Genomic DNA, 15690 nt, shown 5'->3' with positions numbered 1-15690 from the left:
AAACGATCCGGCTTGTCATCCCCTTTTGAGACTTCAATTTACTCGACCAGCAACTCGGAGCGCGTCAGGGTGAAACCCGAGGCGATCCAGCGCGCCTCCAGCTCGGCCAGTTTCTTGCCCAGCGCCGGGCCGGTAAAGTCAGGGATCAAGTCAGCGGCCCGCACGGGAAAATCCGCTGCCGCCCCGTCCCGGAGCGCTTGCCGCTTATCCTCGGACCAGGGCTGTTCCAACAAAGCACAACGCAGCAGAACTTCGTGCAGGCCGTCCTCTTCGCCATAACGGAACCCAAGCTCGGCAGTGCCCGCGGTTCCCGCGGCCTCATCCCGCATCCGTGTCAGGCGTTGCATCTGGGCCTTGCTCAGACGCAGGGTCTGGGCAATCTCAGGCGTGGCGATGGAGGAAAGCCGCCGGACCGGCTCGGGCTTTGCCCCAGCCTGCTGTTCCAAGGCGACCAGCGGGGCAAGTGATCGATCCTCAACCCCCGGCAATATCTGTGCCAGAACGCCCGTGCTGCGCATGGCAGCGACCGAAGGCGCAGGGTCAGGCGCGGTCAGCAATTTCATAAACTCGGCCCCAACCCGTTCGCGCGACAGGCCTGCCAATCCGTCCAGATTGGTTGCGATGGCCGACAGGGCTTCGGGATCAAACCCGGCTTCGGCATCCCCATACCAGGCGTGGAACCGAAAATAGCGCAGAGACCGCAGATAGTCTTCGCGGATGCGATGCTGGGCGTTGCCTATGAACCGAACCTTTCGGGCCTTTAGATCGGACAATCCATTCAGCGGGTCCAAAAGCGTCCCATCCGGGCCGGCATACAGCGCGTTCATGGTGAAATCGCGCCGCCTGGCATCTTCATCAACATTGTCCGAGAACGCCACAACAGCTCGGCGGCCATCGGTTTCGACATCTCGCCGGAAGGTCGTGATCTCATGCGGGATGCTTTGGCTGACAACGGTTATCGTGCCATGCTCGATCCCAGTTGGGATGGCCTTCAACCCCGCCGCCCGCGTCAAATCCAGCACCTGCTGGGGCGGAGCGTCCGTGGCAATATCCAGATCCGAGACTGGCGCCCCCAAAAGCGCGTTGCGGACGCAACCGCCGACGAAAAGCGCCTGAAAACCGGCATCGATCAAAACGGCGCAGACTGTCTGGGTTGCCGGATTTGTAACCCAGCTTTCTGATAGCTTCATCATTCACTCACCCGCGCAGCCAAGCCCCGCAACATCCGGGCCGTAGCCCCCCAGATGTAATAAGGGCCATAGGGCACGGTGAAATAATACCGCCGCTGGCCCCGCCAGCGACGCGACTCAACGATATAATTCGCAGGGTTTAGAACATGCGCAAGTGGGACTGAAAAAACTTCGTCAACTTCACCCGGCTCAGGAATTGGGTCGAACCCGTCTCGTAGGATCGCGACAACCGGGGTTACGACAAAAGACGTCACGGTTTCATGGGTAGGCAAATGCCCGAGAATTTCAGGCAAATCCGAGGAAAGGCCAATCTCTTCCTGTGCTTCCCGCAGGGCGGTTGCGGTTACATCCGGATCGGTCTCATCCTGTTTTCCGCCAGGAAAGGCGATCTGGCCGGGATGGTGTTTCAGCGCCGATGAGCGCTTGGTCAAAAGCAGGCGCGGGGCCTCATCCGTTACAAGAATCGGAACCAGAACCCCGGCTGGACGTAGCTTGCGCCCCGCTGGCAAAACCGCATCAGGGTTCAAATCGAAATCGCTGGACCCGTTGCCGGGGCGGCTCAGGGCCGCCCGCAGCTGTTCTGTTGGATCAGGCCTCACCGGCATCGAAGCCAACGGTGACGGGGTCCAATACGTAATGGGCACCACAGAACTGACAATCGGCGGTGACCTGGCCCTCGGGGGTTGTCATCTTTTCGATGTCGCGCGCCGAATAGATCGACAGGCTTTGGCGCACGCGCTCTTCCGAGCAGGTGCAGCCGAACTGAACCGATTGCGCATCATAAACCCGTGGCTGTTCCTCATGAAACAGCCGGATCAACAGGTCGGTTGGCGCAATCGAAGGGCCGATCAGTTCAAGGTCATCAACAGTATCCAGAAGGATGTTGACGCGCCCCCAATTTTCACCTTCCTCACCGTCAACCAGATCATCCGCCGACAGAATCTGACCGTCACCCTCTGCGTTGGCTACAAATGGTGACGCTTTGGGCATGTGCTGCAGCATGATGCCGCCTGCGCGCCAGTGCTCACCGACGCCAGGTTCAGTTGATTTGCCGAAACTCAGTGAAAACCGCGTCGGCAACTGTTCGGACTGTGCGAAATACGCCTCTGCGCATGCGCTGAGAGAGCCGCCAGCCAGCGGTGTGATCCCCTGGTAAGGCTGCGTGCCCTCGCCCTGATCAATCATGATGGCGAAATAGCCTTCACCCACCTGATCAAACGGTGTGGAATCGGTCAGGCGGTCCGGGTCAAAACTGGCATAGGCGCGGATGCGAGCCGGTTCGCCCTCGGCCTGCGGAGCGTAGTAATCGGTTGCGATCATCCGAACGGCGCCTTTGGACTGAACCTGAAGCGACAGCTTCCAGCGCAACGCGACGGTCTGACCGATCAGAGCAGTCAGCAAGGCCATCTCGGCCACCAAAGCCTCGACCTTTTCGGGATAGTCGTGCTGTTTCAGAATGCCGTCCAACACTCCGTCCAGCCGCGCCACACGTCCGCGCATATCCGGTATATCAAGTTGAAAGGGCAGGACGGTGTCGTCCCACGCGATTTTTGTTCCAAGAGACATGGGGTTTCCTTAAACGCCACAGATTGGCATACCGCCAGCATATAGGTCGAAGATTTCGGGTTGTAAGGGGCCATACATGATCAGACGGTTCGGTGAAACCCCACAAGCGGGGCGCAAATACACACGACGTGTAGGTGTATACGCATTGTTGCCTCGAAGACGACATCTGTTGCTGACCTGCCAGACAGAGCCCGGCCCTGATCTACAGTTGCCGGGTGGCGGTATTGACCCGGGCGAATCGCCCATCACCGCCCTGCATCGCGAAGTCTTTGAAGAAACCGGCTGGTTGATTGCCAGCCCGCGGCGGGTCGGCGCCTTTCGCCGTTTCACATACATGCCCGAATATGACCTGTGGGCCGAAAAGGTCTGTTTGATATATCGAGCCCGCCCTGTGCGCCGCATAGGTCCACCTTCAGAACCATTCCACGAAGCCCTTTGGCTGGACAGTGCGGATGCCGCGCAGATGCTGGGCAACAGCGGCGACCGACATTTCGCTTCGGGACACCTGATGGGGCTTTAAGGCCCGCTGTATTCAAAGAAAACCGCAGATACGTCATCATCCATACCCTGGTCCGGATCCATGGCCTGTGTCAGCCGCCAGAACATATCGTCCAGAAATTCGGGCCCGCTGAGATCGGTGGCACAATCCGTCACCATTCTGCACAGCCCCTCTTCTTCCAGCAGGGATCCATCCGCCATCCGGCATTCCGTGAACCCGTCTGAATATAGCAACAGCTTGTCACCGGGCTTCATGTAGGTATCGGTTCGCTGAAATGTGACATCCGGCAACAGTCCGATGGGCAAACCACCTTGCCCCAGATACTCGGTCCCACCATCCTGTCGCAACAACAGCGGATGCGGATGCCCTGCTTGCACCATCTTGAGATGTCCGTTTCGCAGGTCGATAATGGCATAGACCATGGTAAAATACTCTTCGACGCCAGCATCGGCCATAAGGCGGGAATTGAGCATCTCTGCCACCTGATCAGGTGGTAGCAATGCGTAAAATTTATCGAACCGCTTTTCCATCGCCACGTTCTGATCGAAATGTTTGCTGGACAGATACCCGCCCAGCCGTGCTGTCATCATCGCCGAGGTGATGCCGTGGCCGGACACATCGATGCTGTAAAACCCCACACGGTTGACCCCCGGTGAAAACATTCCCACCAGATCGCCACCGATATGCCCACAAGGTTTCAGCAACATGCTGATACGCGACCTACCGAAATCACGCGTGAGTTCGGGGACCAGAGATTCCTGTATCTTACGCGCCTGAATCAGGTCCTTGTCGATCGCATCATGGACCACTTTCAGTTCTTCGAGCGCGGTCTCGATCATACGGTTCTTATCAGACAGCTCACGCTGCATAACCAATATCCGTGCGCCCGCAGATATGCGCGCCCGCAATTCATCGGCCTCAAGAGGTTTGATCAGAAAATCATCCGCCCCGGCATCCAGTCCGCGCGCAACCTCCTGCTTTTCGCTTTTTGAAGTCAGAAGGATGAAATAGCTGTATTCGTCATTCTCCAGCGCCCGAAATGCTTGACAGAATTCCAGCCCGCTCATCCCCGGCATGACCCAGTCGCTCAGGACCAGATCGGGGGACATGGCAGCACAGATTTCGATGGCGGCCTCTCCGCTATCGGCCTCGAGCACCTCAAAGCCCCATTTCTTCAGCGAGGCCACAAGGATGCGACGTTGCAGACGACTGTCATCAACGACCAGCACCTTGCGAATCGCACCAAAATCCAGCTCTGCCTTTGTTTCTGCCTGACTGACCTCTGCCACCTGACCCTCAGCTCTGCCACATAATGCGGAACGGGACGACCCTAGCGCACGGCTGTTTAACATCCTGTGAAGGTCGTAAATGCATCCATCTTAACCACGGATTTACCAACGGCCTGTAGTGATAATCGGGTCGTTATCTTTAGGGAAAGGATGGCCATGATCGACTGGTCCAGGGTCAGACAGCTGCGGGACGAGGTCGGCGCCGACGAGTTTGACGAGGTAGTGGAAATCTTTCTCGATGAGGTGCAACAAGGCCTGGAGCATTTGCAGGTCGATGATGATCGGTCTGACTTCGAACAGCATCTACACTCCTTGAAGGGCAGCGCGCTTAGTCTGGGATTCAGGACATTGGCCAGGCTCTGCCAGGATGGTGAGCGCCATTCGGCACAGGGTCAGGCCGCAACCGTCGATATCGCCGAAATAGTCGGCACATTTCGGACCTCAGCAACGGAGTTTCAGGCAGGATTGAACGAGCTCTGAGCGGCGCCGTACAGGCAGCAAACAGGTACACTAGCGATGGGTGACAACCCGGCCCTGTATATTGTCTGTTTCAAACGCAGCTGATCCATCGCCGCGACAGACAACATTGCAGTCTGGTCATTTGCTCAGATCACAAACTGGGCGAGGGTCTCGTCCTCGGTGATATCCGTAAAAGTGAACCCGGCTTCATCCAGATGCGCGAACAGACGGGCAAAGTTTTCGGGCTTGCGGGTTTCGATACCAATCAGAACCGAGCCGAAGTTACGTGCCGATTTCTTCATGTATTCAAACCGCGCAATGTCATCCTCGGGGCCAAGGATGTTCAGGAACTCTTTCAATGCGCCAGGGCGCTGTGGCAAGCGCAGGATGAAGTATTTCTTCACCCCCAGATAGCGCTGCGCGCGTTCCTTGACCTCGGGCAGACGTTCGAAATCGAAGTTGCCACCAGAGGTTACGCAGACAACGGTTTTCCCTCGGATAAAACTCTGAATATCGCTCAGCGCCTCAATCGCGAGGGCCCCGGCGGGTTCCAGAACGATGCCTTCGACATTCAGCATCTCGATCATGGTTGTGCAGATGCGGTCTTCGGACAGGACCAGAGCATCCGACAGATGACGGGATTTCAGCAATTCGAACGGTTTTTCACCGATCCGACCAACCGCAGCACCGTCAACGAAATTGTCCACCTGATCCAATGCCACCGGATGTCCTGCTGCCATTGCCGCGTGCAGACAGGCACCGCCTTTGGGTTCCACAAACAGGCAATGGGTCCGATCGCCAAACCACGTAGCCACGCCCGCAGACATGCCGCCACCGCCTACTGGCAAAAGGATGTGGTCCGGCAACCCACCCAACTGCGCTTCGATCTCAACCGCAAGCGAGGCTTGCCCCTCGATCACATCAACATCGTCAAAGGGCGACAGAAAATGGCCGCCCTGTTCGGTGCACCACGCCTGCGCGGCGGCCAACGTGTCATCGAAATAGTCGCCGGTCAGATGAATCTCGATATTGTCGCCGCCGAAGATACGAGTTTTCTGGATTTTCTGCTGCGGCGTCGTCACGGGCATGAAGATCACACCCTTCACATCCATGTGCTTGCACATAAAGGCCACGCCCTGCGCATGATTTCCCGCGCTGGCGCAGACAAACAGGTTCTGCCCCTGCTGTTTGCGCATGGCGTTGAACGCACCGCGGATCTTGTAGGACCGCACCGGGCTGAGGTCCTCACGTTTCAGCCAGATATCGGCCCCGAAACGATCAGACAGATGGGCATTGCGCTGCAGAGGCGTCACCGGAAACACAGAGCGCATCGCCTGTTCGGCAGCGCGGGCGCGGGTCATGAAATCACTCATGCCGCTTTCCCTGCCCCATCATCGCTGAAAGAGCAAGGAATACATATGTGTACGAGTTCAGGTCAGCTGGCGCTTTTCAACGAACACGCCGTACATGGTGGTCAAGATACTGACATTGATCAGCGGCAAAACCAGAACCCCAAAGAACAGTGAGAGCAAAACACCCAGAACCGGGATGAAAGCGAGCGCTGTAAAGACCAACTGGACCACGACCTGGAACACAAAGCTTACAAGCAAAAGAACGATGATCGCACCACCCGCACCGGCGGTGTTGTTCCAAGCTTGCCCAAGTGTCAACGGTTGCCCAATCGCTGCTGCAGGCAGGATTATGGACAAACGGTAGAAGCCGATGATGAGGAAGACGACAAGGACAATGACAAACACAACTGACAATGCTCCACCGCCCAGCGCGGAAAGTACCGCGCCCGCCGGCAGGAACGCGATGGCCATCAGGATACCCAACAGAAGAACCCGCCCGAAATAGGCCAGAATTCTATCGAACCGGAAGGTTGGGAAGATACCTCTTGGATATTCCTCAAGCAGGACAAAGCGGTGCCACGACACCACAATCCAGAACATCGTCACAAATATCACGACCATAAAGCCCACCAGGAAGCCAATCGCCGATCCGCTCGAAACGCCTGCAGGCAACTCTCCGGTGGTTGTATTGAGTTGATCCAGCGGAACGTCCAATACAAAAAACAGGGCGACAATCACCGCTGTCGCAACCAAAGATGGCCCGAACGTAATCTGCAAAACCTGTTTGAGATTCCCAATAACCATCCGCACCGAATGTGCAAAAATCTGCCAACCCAACATCTGAAATCTATCCCTTCAACCAATTCTTGTTTTCTTTCCTTCTGTTTCACCCCAAATCCCGACCTGCGTCAACGCAGATAACTTGCCCCCGCGTTCAAAACCCGCTAGGGGCCAGTCGTTCTACGCATAAAGGGAAGTCAGATGTCCGCGCCCAAGAAAGTTGTTCTGGCCTATTCCGGTGGCCTTGATACCTCGATCATCCTGAAATGGCTGCAGACCGAGTATGGTTGTGAGGTCGTAACCTTCACCGCCGATCTGGGTCAGGGCGAGGAGTTGGAGCCCGCCCGCAAGAAGGCCGAGCTGCTGGGGATCAAGCCCGAAAACATCTATATTGAGGACATCCGCGAGGAATTCGTCCGCGATTTCGTCTTTCCGATGTTCCGCGCGAATGCGCAGTATGAGGGCCTGTACCTGCTGGGCACCTCGATTGCGCGACCGTTGATCTCGAAACGTCTGGTCGAGATTGCCGAGGCGACCGGAGCGGATGCCGTATCTCATGGCGCGACCGGTAAGGGCAACGATCAGGTGCGGTTCGAACTGGCCGCTTACGCGCTGAACCCTGACATCAAGGTGATTGCCCCGTGGCGCGAGTGGGACTTGTCCAGCCGCACCAAGCTGCTGGAATTTGCCGAGGCCAACCAGATTCCGATCGCCAAGGACAAGCGGGGTGAGGCACCGTTCTCGGTTGATGCCAACCTGCTGCACACCTCATCCGAGGGCAAGGTTCTGGAAGACCCCGCCGATATGGCGCCCGATTACGTCTATCAGCGCACGGTCCACCCCGAGGACGCGCCGAATAAACCAGAATTCATCGAGATCGGGTTCGAAAAAGGTGACGCGGTCAGCATCAATGGCGAGGCGATGAGCCCGGCCACCATCCTGACCAAGCTGAACGAATATGGCGGCAAGCACGGCATTGGGCGTCTCGATCTGGTCGAAGGTCGCTTTGTTGGCATGAAATCGCGCGGTATCTATGAAACACCGGGCGGCACAATCCTGTTGGAAGCGCACCGTGGCATCGAATCCATCACCATGGATCGGGGCGCGATGCATCTGAAGGACCAGCTGATGCCTCAATATGCAGAGCTGATCTATAACGGCTTCTGGTACTCGCCCGAGCGCGAGATGCTGCAGGCCGCGATCGACAAATCTCAGGATCATGTCACCGGCACCGTGCGCGTGAAGCTGTACAAAGGTCTGGCATCGACCGTGGGCCGCTGGTCGGAACACTCGCTGTATTCCGAGGCGCACGTGACCTTCGAAGAGGATGCTGGTGCCTACGATCAGAAAGACGCTGCGGGATTCATCCAACTGAACGCCCTGCGCTTGAAACTTCTGGCAGCACGCGACAAGCGCCTGTCGAAGTAAGACAGCTGAGATATTGAACTGAAGACCCGGCAGCCCCTCAGGATGCCGGGTTTTTTATGCGCCCATTTTTGCCACCTCCCGTCAGGTCACTCTTGCTCCACCGCAGGATATGTCTTTACCCAAGTCACAACACTGAAAGGATGGGGCATGTTGCAGGATATCGCAGAAGGTATTCAGAGCGGTCTGAATGGCAAAAACTTCGATGGGTCGTTGAAATTCGATTGCGGTGATGCCGGTGTGATTGTTCTGGCCGACAATCAGGCGACGACGCAGGATCAGGACACGGATTGCACCATTCGTATCTCACAAGAGAACCTAAGCAAGCTGCTGACCGGCAAGCTGAACCCGATGACCGGTATTGCTATGGGCAAGCTCAAGATCTCGGGCAATATGGGTGTGGCGATGAAACTGGGGCAGTTGCTGGGCTAAGGCGATAAACTCGTCTCACCAGCGCGTGAGAACAGATGTCAGCGCGTTGCGCCCGGGGGTTTCCCAAGGCAGTCTGATCATGGAAGGAGACCCACCATGATCCGAACCACATACATTGACGCTGTCAAACCTTGGCTTCTGTTTGCGCTGATCCTCATCGTCGCAATGCTGCGCGCCGCGCCTGCACCGGCTGCCGGAACCGAGACGCTGACCGTGGCCGGGGGGTGTTTCTGGTGCGTTGAATCCGATTTCGAATCCGTGCCGGGCGTGGTTCAGGCGGTCTCGGGCTATACCGGGGGCGCAACGGCGGACCCGACCTATGGCGAGGTAACCAAAGGCGGCACCGGCCATTATGAGGCTGTTCAGATCACCTTTGATCCGGACCGTGTTTCCCGTGAAACCTTGCTGAGCCTGTTTTTCCGCTCGGTCGATCCCACGGATGCGGGCGGCCAGTTCTGCGACCGGGGCGAGAGTTACCGGACCGCGATATTTGTCTCTAACACAGGCGAAAAGGCGTTGGCCGAGGCTGCAAAATCCAAAGCGCAGAACGTCCTGCGTCAAACGATTGTCACCCCGATCCTGCAACAGGACCGGTTTTACCCGGCCGAAGCCTATCATCAGGATTACTATAAGGGCGAAAAACTGGTCTTTACGCGGTTCGGTCCCAAACGCCAGCGCAACGCCTATAAGGCCTATCGCAAAGCCTGCGGTCGCGACGCCCGCGTCAAACAGCTGTGGGGCAGTGACGCGCCCTTTGCCGGGTCTTAATCAAAGCGCGCTTCGCGCACTTCTTTCAGATCAGGAATGACATCCGCCGTACCGTGCCGTGTCACCATCAACGCGGCAGCCCGGTTTGCCTGCAATATTGCCTGCTCCATCGGCATGCCACGATCCATTCCTGCCAGAACGTAACCTGTGAACGTATCGCCCGCACCAGTTGTGTCCACCGCCTGAACCTTGTGAGCCAAAAAATCCGAGGTCGTCCCCTTATGATGATATCGCGCGCCCTTTGATCCGAGGGTCACAATGACATGCTCTATCCCCAACTCGGACAGGCCCTGTCCGGTTGCCTGCCGCAGCTGCTCGGCCTCGACTTCATTTAGGATCAGGAAATCCAGATACGGAAGAACCGCCCGCACTGCATCGGCTTGAAAAGGGGCCGCCGCGTAACAGACAGTCAGCCCCATTTCGCGGCCCATTTTTGCGGCTTCAACCTGCAAGTTGGTTTCGTTTTGCGTCACAATCAGATCACCCTGATCCGCCGATGACAGCGCCTGGCCCAGTTGATCTGACGTAATTGCATGATTCGCGCCTTGAAACAGGATGATGTTGTTTTCACCCTCGGCGTCTACGGCGATAATGGCGTGCCCGGTAGGATCTGAAACCTCGGCAATCCACCGGGTATCGACGCCATATTCGGTCAGCCTGTCACGCGCCCAGCGCCCGTCGGGCCCTATGGCCCCAATATGCGCCACCCGCGCGCCGGCCCGCGCGCCGGCGACGGACATATTCGCGCCCTTGCCGCCCAGAAACCGATCCAAACGGTTGGCCGAAAGCGTCTCACCCGCGCCCGGCAGGTGTGGCACATCATAAATCATGTCTGCGTTGATCGAGCCTAGATTCCAGATTGTCATGGCTTAACCAATATCGCAGGAGGCCAAAATGGCCATGTTCAGAATGTCATTGGCCGTCGATATGGTCGAACAGATCTGAATCGGCTTGTCGATGCCCGACAAGATCGGGCCGATCACCGTGGCCCCACCCATTTCCTGCATCAACTTGGTCGAGATCGAGGCCGAATGCCGTGCTGGGACAATCAGGATATTCGCCGGTCCGGTCAGGCGCTGGAACGGATAGTTTGCCTGCTGGTCGACATTCAGCGCCACGTCCACCGTCATTTCACCTTCGTATTCGAAATCTACGCCACGCTGATCCAGAACGGCAGGAGCGCGGTGCATCTTTTCGGCCCGCTCCGACACCGGGTAGCCAAACGTCGAAAAGCTGACAAAGGCAACGCGCGGCTCCAGCCCCATATGGCGGGCAACGGCTGCTGAGCGCTCGGCGATATTGGCCAGATCGTTTTCGTCCGGCCATTCATGGACTAGAGTGTCGCCGATCAGCACGATCCGCCCCTTGTGCAACAGCGCCGTCACACCCGCCGCGCCACGGGCCGCATCTGCGTCGAACACATGGTTGATCCGATCCAGCACATGCGCCGATTTACGCGTCGCGCCCGAGACCAAACCGTCGCCATGCCCATGCGCCAGCATCAGCGATGAAAACACATGCCGGTCGCGCGCGGCAAGTCGATGAATATCCTTTCGATCAAAGCCTTTACGCTGCAGGCGATCGTACAAAAAATCAGAATAGGTATCGAGATGCGCAGTGTTGGCGGCATTCACGATCTCCAGCTCACGCACAGCATCGCCCAGCCCGGCCTCTTCCAGCTTTTGCTTGACGTCATCCGGGCGGCCTACGACCAGCGCCTTACCAAAGCCCGAGCGTTGATACATCACCGCAGCCCGCAGCACACGCGGATCGTCGCCCTCGGCAAAGATCATTCGGCTTTGCGCCTGACGGGCCCGCGCGTTCAGGCCGCGCAGAATGCTGGCGGTCGGATCCATGCGGGATTTCAGGCTCAGCTCATACGCGTCCATGTCGATAATCGGGCGCCGCGCCGCGCCGGTATCCATCCCAGCCCGCGCAACGGCGGGCGGAATGCGGTGAATCAGGCGCGGATCGAAAGGTGTCGGGATAATATAATCGCGCCCAAAGGTCAGCGACTTACCATAGGCCATCGCGACCTCATCCGGGACATCTTCGCGCGCGAGGTTGGCCAGGGCGTGGGCACAGGCAATTTTCATCTCGTCATTGATGGCGCGGGCGTGGATATCCAGCGCACCGCGGAACAGGTAGGGAAAGCCCAACACGTTGTTGACCTGGTTCGGATAATCGCTGCGCCCTGTGGCGACGATGGCATCTACGCGCACCTCATGCGCCTCTTCCGGTGTGATCTCGGGGTCGGGGTTTGCCATCGCAAAAATCACCGGGTTATCGGCCATGCTGGCTACCATATCTTGCGTCACAGCCCCTTTGACCGACACGCCCAGAAAGACGTCTGCGCCTTTCATGGCGTCTTCCAGCGTACGCAGATCCGTGGTGATCGCATGGGCCGATTTCCACTGGTTCATGCCCTCGGTCCGGCCCTGATAGATCACGCCTTTGGTGTCACACACGATGCAGTTTTCATGCCGCGCGCCCATGGACTTGAGCAGTTCGATACACGCTATCCCAGCAGCCCCAGCACCGTTCAGAACAATCTTCACATCTTCAATCTTCTTGCCCGAGATACGCAGCGCATTCAGCAGGCCCGCTGCACAGATCACCGCCGTGCCATGCTGATCATCGTGGAAGACGGGGATATCCATTTCTTCCTTCAGGCGCTGTTCGATGATGAAACACTCGGGCGCCTTGATGTCTTCCAGATTGATGCCACCAAAGGTCGGGCCCATCAGACGCACGGCGCGGCAGAACTCATCCGGGTCTTCGGTGTCCAGCTCGATATCGATCGAGTTTACGTCAGCGAAACGCTTGAACAGGACTGACTTGCCCTCCATCACCGGTTTTGAGCCCAGCGCGCCCAGATTACCAAGACCCAAAACCGCCGTCCCATTCGAAATCACGGCGACCAGATTTCCCTTGTTGGTATAGTCATAGGCCGTTTCTGGATTTTCCGCGATTGCTTCACATGGAACAGCTACTCCGGGGCTGTAGGCCAGCGACAGGTCGCGCTGCGTGGTCATGGGAACGGTGGCTTGTACCTCCCACTTGCCAGGAGTTGGGTCCAGGTGAAAGGCCAGCGCCTCTTCGTTGGTGATCTTCGCTTTGGGCATTTGATACGTCGTTTCTCTGCAACTACGGGGCTTCTGCCTCATAGCGCAGGCACGCGCGCGCCTCAACGAGAATACTTTTGCCTTTCGCACCAGATGGCGGATTTGTAAGGTCGCGACCGAACGCCGTCAAAAGGGATCAGCCTTGTCCACAGTCACGCCGATGATGGCGCAATATCTCGAAATCAAAGAGGCCCATGCCGACGCCCTTCTGTTTTACCGGATGGGCGACTTCTACGAGATGTTTTTCGAGGATGCCGTCAACGCCGCTGAGGCGCTGGACATCGCCCTGACCAAACGCGGCAAGCACAACGACGCAGACATCCCGATGTGCGGTGTGCCGGTCCATGCCGCCGAAGGATACCTGCTGACGCTGATCCGAAAAGGCTTTCGCGTGGCCGTTTGCGAACAGATGGAAAGCCCGGCTGAGGCCAAGAAGAGAGGCTCTAAATCGGTGGTAAAGCGCGGTGTTGTCCGGCTGGTGACACCCGGAACACTGACCGAGGACGCGCTGCTAGAGGCGCGCCGCCACAACTTTCTGGCCTGTTATGCCGAGGTGAGGGATGAGGCCGCGCTGGCCTGGGCCGATATCTCGACCGGGGCGTTTCACGTGATGCCTTTGACCTCTGTGCGCCTGAGCCCTGAACTGGCTCGACTGGCCCCGTCGGAACTGATCGTGGCAGACGGGGCCGAACAGGTCCTGCACGAACCTGCCCGCGATCTGGGCATCTCACTGACGCCCATTGGCCGTGCCAGTTTCGACAGCACGGCGGCTGAAAAGCGCATCTGCGCTTTGTTTCACGCGGGCGCGCTGGACGCGTTTGGAAATTTTGGCCGGGCCGAAGTGTCCGCTATGGGCGCATTGATTGACTATTTGGAGATCACGCAAAAAGGCAAATTACCACTGCTACAAACGCCGCTGAAAGAATCCGAGGACCGCGTGGTGCAAATCGACGCCGCAACGCGCCGCAATCTGGAGCTGACCCGGTCGCTGTCTGGTGGGCGCGCCGGATCGCTTTTGTCGGTGGTTGACCGTACGGTGACGCCGGGCGGCGCGCGGCTGTTGGAACAGCGCCTGTCCAGCCCCTCGCGCAATCTGGATGTGATCCACGGGCGGTTGGATGCGGTAAGTTTTACAGCCGATGACAGCCTGATCGCCCAAGATCTGCGCGATGCCCTGCGCAAAACCCCCGATTTGGACCGCGCCTTGTCGCGCCTGTCGCTAGATCGTGGCGGCCCTCGCGATTTGGCCGCCATCCGCAACGGGCTGGCGCAGGCCGCAACCATCGCCGAACTGTGCAATGCCGGAGATCTGCCGGTATTGCTGGCCACTGCGGTGCAAAACCTGACAGGGTTTGATGATCTGCTGACCCTGCTGGATGAGGCGCTTGTGGCCGAACCGCCCCTGATGGCGCGCGATGGCGGCTTCATTGCCCCCGGCTATGATGTGGAACTGGATGAAGCCCGGACCCTGCGCGACGAAGGTCGATCCGTCATCGCCGGGTTTCAGCAGAAATACTCCGAGCACACCGGCATCACCTCACTGAAGATCAAGCATAACAACGTGCTGGGCTATTTTATTGAAACCACGGCCACCCATGCCGAGAAGATGTTGAACCCGCCGTTCTCCGAAACCTATATCCACCGGCAAACCACGGCCAATCAGGTGCGGTTCACCACTGTCGAACTCTCCGAGATCGAGACCCGTATCTTGAATGCGGGCAACCATGCTTTGGAAATCGAAAAGCGGCTCTATCAAAGGCTTTCTGATGAGATTCTTACCCGTGCTGCGCAGCTGAACCAAGCCGCGCGCGGGCTGGCAGAACTGGACTTAACCACTGCGCTGGCCGATCTGGCACGGGGCGAGAACTGGTGTCGCCCGCAGGTCGATGCCTCTCGTGCCTTTGATATTCAGGGCGGGCGGCATCCGGTTGTTGAACATGCGCTGCGCCAACAAAGCGGTGACGCGTTTATCGCCAATGATTGTGATCTCAGCGCGGAAGATGGTGCTGCAATCTGGTTGCTGACCGGCCCCAACATGGCGGGTAAATCAACCTTCCTGCGGCAGAATGCGCTGATCGCCCTGCTTGCCCAAATGGGCAGCTATGTTCCCGCCGAACAAGCCCATATCGGCGTGGTCAGCCAGCTGTTCAGCCGTGTCGGGGCATCTGACGATCTGGCCAGGGGGCGGTCGACCTTTATGGTTGAAATGGTCGAAACCGCCGCCATCCTCAATCAGGCCGACGATCATGCGCTGGTCATCCTGGATGAAATCGGACGCGGGACGGCCACCTATGACGGGCTTTCCATCGCCTGGGCCACGCTCGAACATCTGCACGCCGCCAATAGATGTCGCGCGCTGTTTGCAACGCATTATCACGAGCTGACCGCGCTGGCCGGAAATCTGGTAGGTGTCGACAACGCCACCGTTGCGGTCAAGGAATGGGAGGGCGAGGTGATCTTTTTGCACGAGGTTCACAAAGGCGCCGCGGATCGATCTTATGGTGTCCAAGTGGCGCAACTGGCTGGCCTGCCGGCATCCGTTGTCGAACGTGCCCGCGTTGTGCTGGACCAGCTGGAGAAAACCGAACGCGAAGGCGGCAAGCAAAAGGCTTTGATCGACGATCTACCGCTGTTCTCGGCTGCCCCGCCGCCACCGCCTCCCCCAAAAGCTTCACCCGTTGCGGATATGTTGGGTGAGATCTTGCCGGATGAGCTAAGCCCGCGCGAGGCATTGGACCTGATCTATAAATTGAAAGAGGCGGCCAGATCCTGACCGCCTCAATAATTGATTGATATCTTAAGTGC

The 15690-nt window shown here is 57.9% G+C and carries 14 protein-coding genes; 6 read left to right on the top strand and 8 right to left on the bottom strand.

Features of this window, described 5'->3' with window-relative positions; all coding sequences use genetic code 11:
* Positions 1-38 precede the first annotated feature (38 nt).
* The 3 genes from AC2FH0_RS16945 to hslO are packed head-to-tail and all read right to left on the bottom strand — an operon-like array spanning position 39 to position 2756.
* A complete protein-coding gene (locus tag AC2FH0_RS16945) occupies positions 39-1190 on the bottom strand; it encodes a CCA tRNA nucleotidyltransferase (protein ID WP_496789966.1) in 1152 nt (383 codons plus the stop codon).
* Positions 1190-1795, bottom strand: a complete 606-nt coding sequence (locus AC2FH0_RS16940) for a CoA pyrophosphatase (RefSeq protein WP_496692611.1) — start codon at positions 1793-1795, stop codon at positions 1190-1192. The genes AC2FH0_RS16945 and AC2FH0_RS16940 overlap by 1 nt, the downstream gene beginning before the upstream one ends.
* A complete protein-coding gene (gene hslO / locus AC2FH0_RS16935; RefSeq protein WP_496692610.1) occupies positions 1779-2756 on the bottom strand; it encodes an Hsp33 family molecular chaperone HslO in 978 nt (325 codons plus the stop codon). Before hslO ends, AC2FH0_RS16940 begins: the two co-directional genes overlap by 17 nt.
* A gap of 76 nt (positions 2757-2832) precedes the next feature.
* Between hslO and AC2FH0_RS16930 the strand changes: the two genes are divergently transcribed.
* Positions 2833-3276, top strand: coding sequence for an NUDIX domain-containing protein (locus tag AC2FH0_RS16930; protein WP_496787231.1), 444 nt, complete (start codon positions 2833-2835; stop codon positions 3274-3276).
* On the opposite strand, the gene AC2FH0_RS16925 is transcribed toward AC2FH0_RS16930, so the two are convergent.
* Positions 3273-4544, bottom strand: coding sequence for a PP2C family protein-serine/threonine phosphatase (locus AC2FH0_RS16925; RefSeq protein ID WP_496789897.1), 1272 nt, complete (start codon positions 4542-4544; stop codon positions 3273-3275). The genes AC2FH0_RS16930 and AC2FH0_RS16925 overlap by 4 nt on opposite strands.
* A gap of 156 nt (positions 4545-4700) precedes the next feature.
* Here AC2FH0_RS16925 and AC2FH0_RS16920 point away from each other — a divergent pair, with 156 nt between their 5' ends.
* Entirely contained in the window at positions 4701-5024 is a 324-nt protein-coding gene (locus tag AC2FH0_RS16920; protein WP_496702884.1) for an Hpt domain-containing protein, read from the top strand.
* 125 nt (positions 5025-5149) lie between these two features.
* On the opposite strand, the gene ilvA is transcribed toward AC2FH0_RS16920, so the two are convergent.
* Together ilvA and AC2FH0_RS16910 are read right to left on the bottom strand one after the other, a co-directional pair.
* A complete protein-coding gene (gene ilvA, locus AC2FH0_RS16915; protein ID WP_142637386.1) occupies positions 5150-6376 on the bottom strand; it encodes a threonine ammonia-lyase IlvA in 1227 nt (408 codons plus the stop codon).
* Positions 6377-6433: 57 nt separating this feature from the next.
* A complete protein-coding gene (locus AC2FH0_RS16910) occupies positions 6434-7159 on the bottom strand; it encodes a hypothetical protein (protein WP_281973390.1) in 726 nt (241 codons plus the stop codon).
* 177 nt (positions 7160-7336) lie between these two features.
* Between AC2FH0_RS16910 and AC2FH0_RS16905 the strand changes: the two genes are divergently transcribed.
* The 3 genes from AC2FH0_RS16905 (at position 7337) to msrA (ending at position 9760) form a co-directional block, all read left to right on the top strand.
* Complete coding sequence (locus AC2FH0_RS16905; protein WP_142637390.1) at positions 7337-8563, top strand: argininosuccinate synthase; 1227 nt, start codon at positions 7337-7339, stop codon at positions 8561-8563.
* A gap of 147 nt (positions 8564-8710) precedes the next feature.
* Positions 8711-8992 (top strand): SCP2 sterol-binding domain-containing protein, encoded by a 282-nt coding sequence (locus AC2FH0_RS16900; RefSeq protein ID WP_271950602.1) that lies wholly within the window; start codon positions 8711-8713, stop codon positions 8990-8992.
* 96 nt (positions 8993-9088) lie between these two features.
* Entirely contained in the window at positions 9089-9760 is a 672-nt protein-coding gene (msrA, locus tag AC2FH0_RS16895; protein ID WP_496789896.1) for a peptide-methionine (S)-S-oxide reductase MsrA, read from the top strand.
* Here msrA and AC2FH0_RS16890 read toward each other — a convergent pair.
* A complete protein-coding gene (locus AC2FH0_RS16890; protein WP_496690211.1) occupies positions 9757-10626 on the bottom strand; it encodes a ribokinase in 870 nt (289 codons plus the stop codon). The two genes, msrA and AC2FH0_RS16890, sit on opposite strands and share 4 nt — an antisense overlap.
* Before the next feature lie 3 nt (positions 10627-10629).
* Entirely contained in the window at positions 10630-12885 is a 2256-nt protein-coding gene (locus AC2FH0_RS16885; RefSeq protein ID WP_496698705.1) for an NADP-dependent malic enzyme, read from the bottom strand.
* Between the two features lie 160 nt (positions 12886-13045).
* On the opposite strand from AC2FH0_RS16885, the gene mutS reads away from it, so the two are divergent.
* The gene (mutS, locus tag AC2FH0_RS16880; RefSeq protein WP_496789964.1) at positions 13046-15658 is read left to right on the top strand and encodes a DNA mismatch repair protein MutS; all 2613 of its coding nucleotides are present in this window, start codon (positions 13046-13048) and stop codon (positions 15656-15658) included.
* Positions 15659-15690 lie beyond the last annotated feature (32 nt).

It is taken from the genome of Ruegeria sp. CDSC051 (assembly GCF_059610665.1).
This window is presented reverse-complemented; position numbering and strand designations above follow the sequence as displayed.

Coding starts and splice junctions, on each gene's coding strand:
- AC2FH0_RS16905 (WP_142637390.1), top strand. CDS start 7,337: ATGTCCGCGCCCAAGAAAGTTGTTCTGGCCTATTCCGGTGGCCTTGAT.
- AC2FH0_RS16900 (WP_271950602.1), top strand. CDS start 8,711: ATGTTGCAGGATATCGCAGAAGGTATTCAGAGCGGTCTGAATGGCAAA.
- mutS (WP_496789964.1), top strand. CDS start 13,046: ATGATGGCGCAATATCTCGAAATCAAAGAGGCCCATGCCGACGCCCTT.
- ilvA (WP_142637386.1), bottom strand. CDS start 6,376: ATGAGTGATTTCATGACCCGCGCCCGCGCTGCCGAACAGGCGATGCGC.
- AC2FH0_RS16885 (WP_496698705.1), bottom strand. CDS start 12,885: ATGCCCAAAGCGAAGATCACCAACGAAGAGGCGCTGGCCTTTCACCTG.
- hslO (WP_496692610.1), bottom strand. CDS start 2,756: ATGTCTCTTGGAACAAAAATCGCGTGGGACGACACCGTCCTGCCCTTT.
- AC2FH0_RS16910 (WP_281973390.1), bottom strand. CDS start 7,159: ATGGTTATTGGGAATCTCAAACAGGTTTTGCAGATTACGTTCGGGCCA.
- AC2FH0_RS16920 (WP_496702884.1), top strand. CDS start 4,701: ATGATCGACTGGTCCAGGGTCAGACAGCTGCGGGACGAGGTCGGCGCC.
- AC2FH0_RS16890 (WP_496690211.1), bottom strand. CDS start 10,626: ATGACAATCTGGAATCTAGGCTCGATCAACGCAGACATGATTTATGAT.
- msrA (WP_496789896.1), top strand. CDS start 9,089: ATGATCCGAACCACATACATTGACGCTGTCAAACCTTGGCTTCTGTTT.
- AC2FH0_RS16945 (WP_496789966.1), bottom strand. CDS start 1,190: ATGAAGCTATCAGAAAGCTGGGTTACAAATCCGGCAACCCAGACAGTC.
- AC2FH0_RS16940 (WP_496692611.1), bottom strand. CDS start 1,795: ATGCCGGTGAGGCCTGATCCAACAGAACAGCTGCGGGCGGCCCTGAGC.
- AC2FH0_RS16930 (WP_496787231.1), top strand. CDS start 2,833: ATGATCAGACGGTTCGGTGAAACCCCACAAGCGGGGCGCAAATACACA.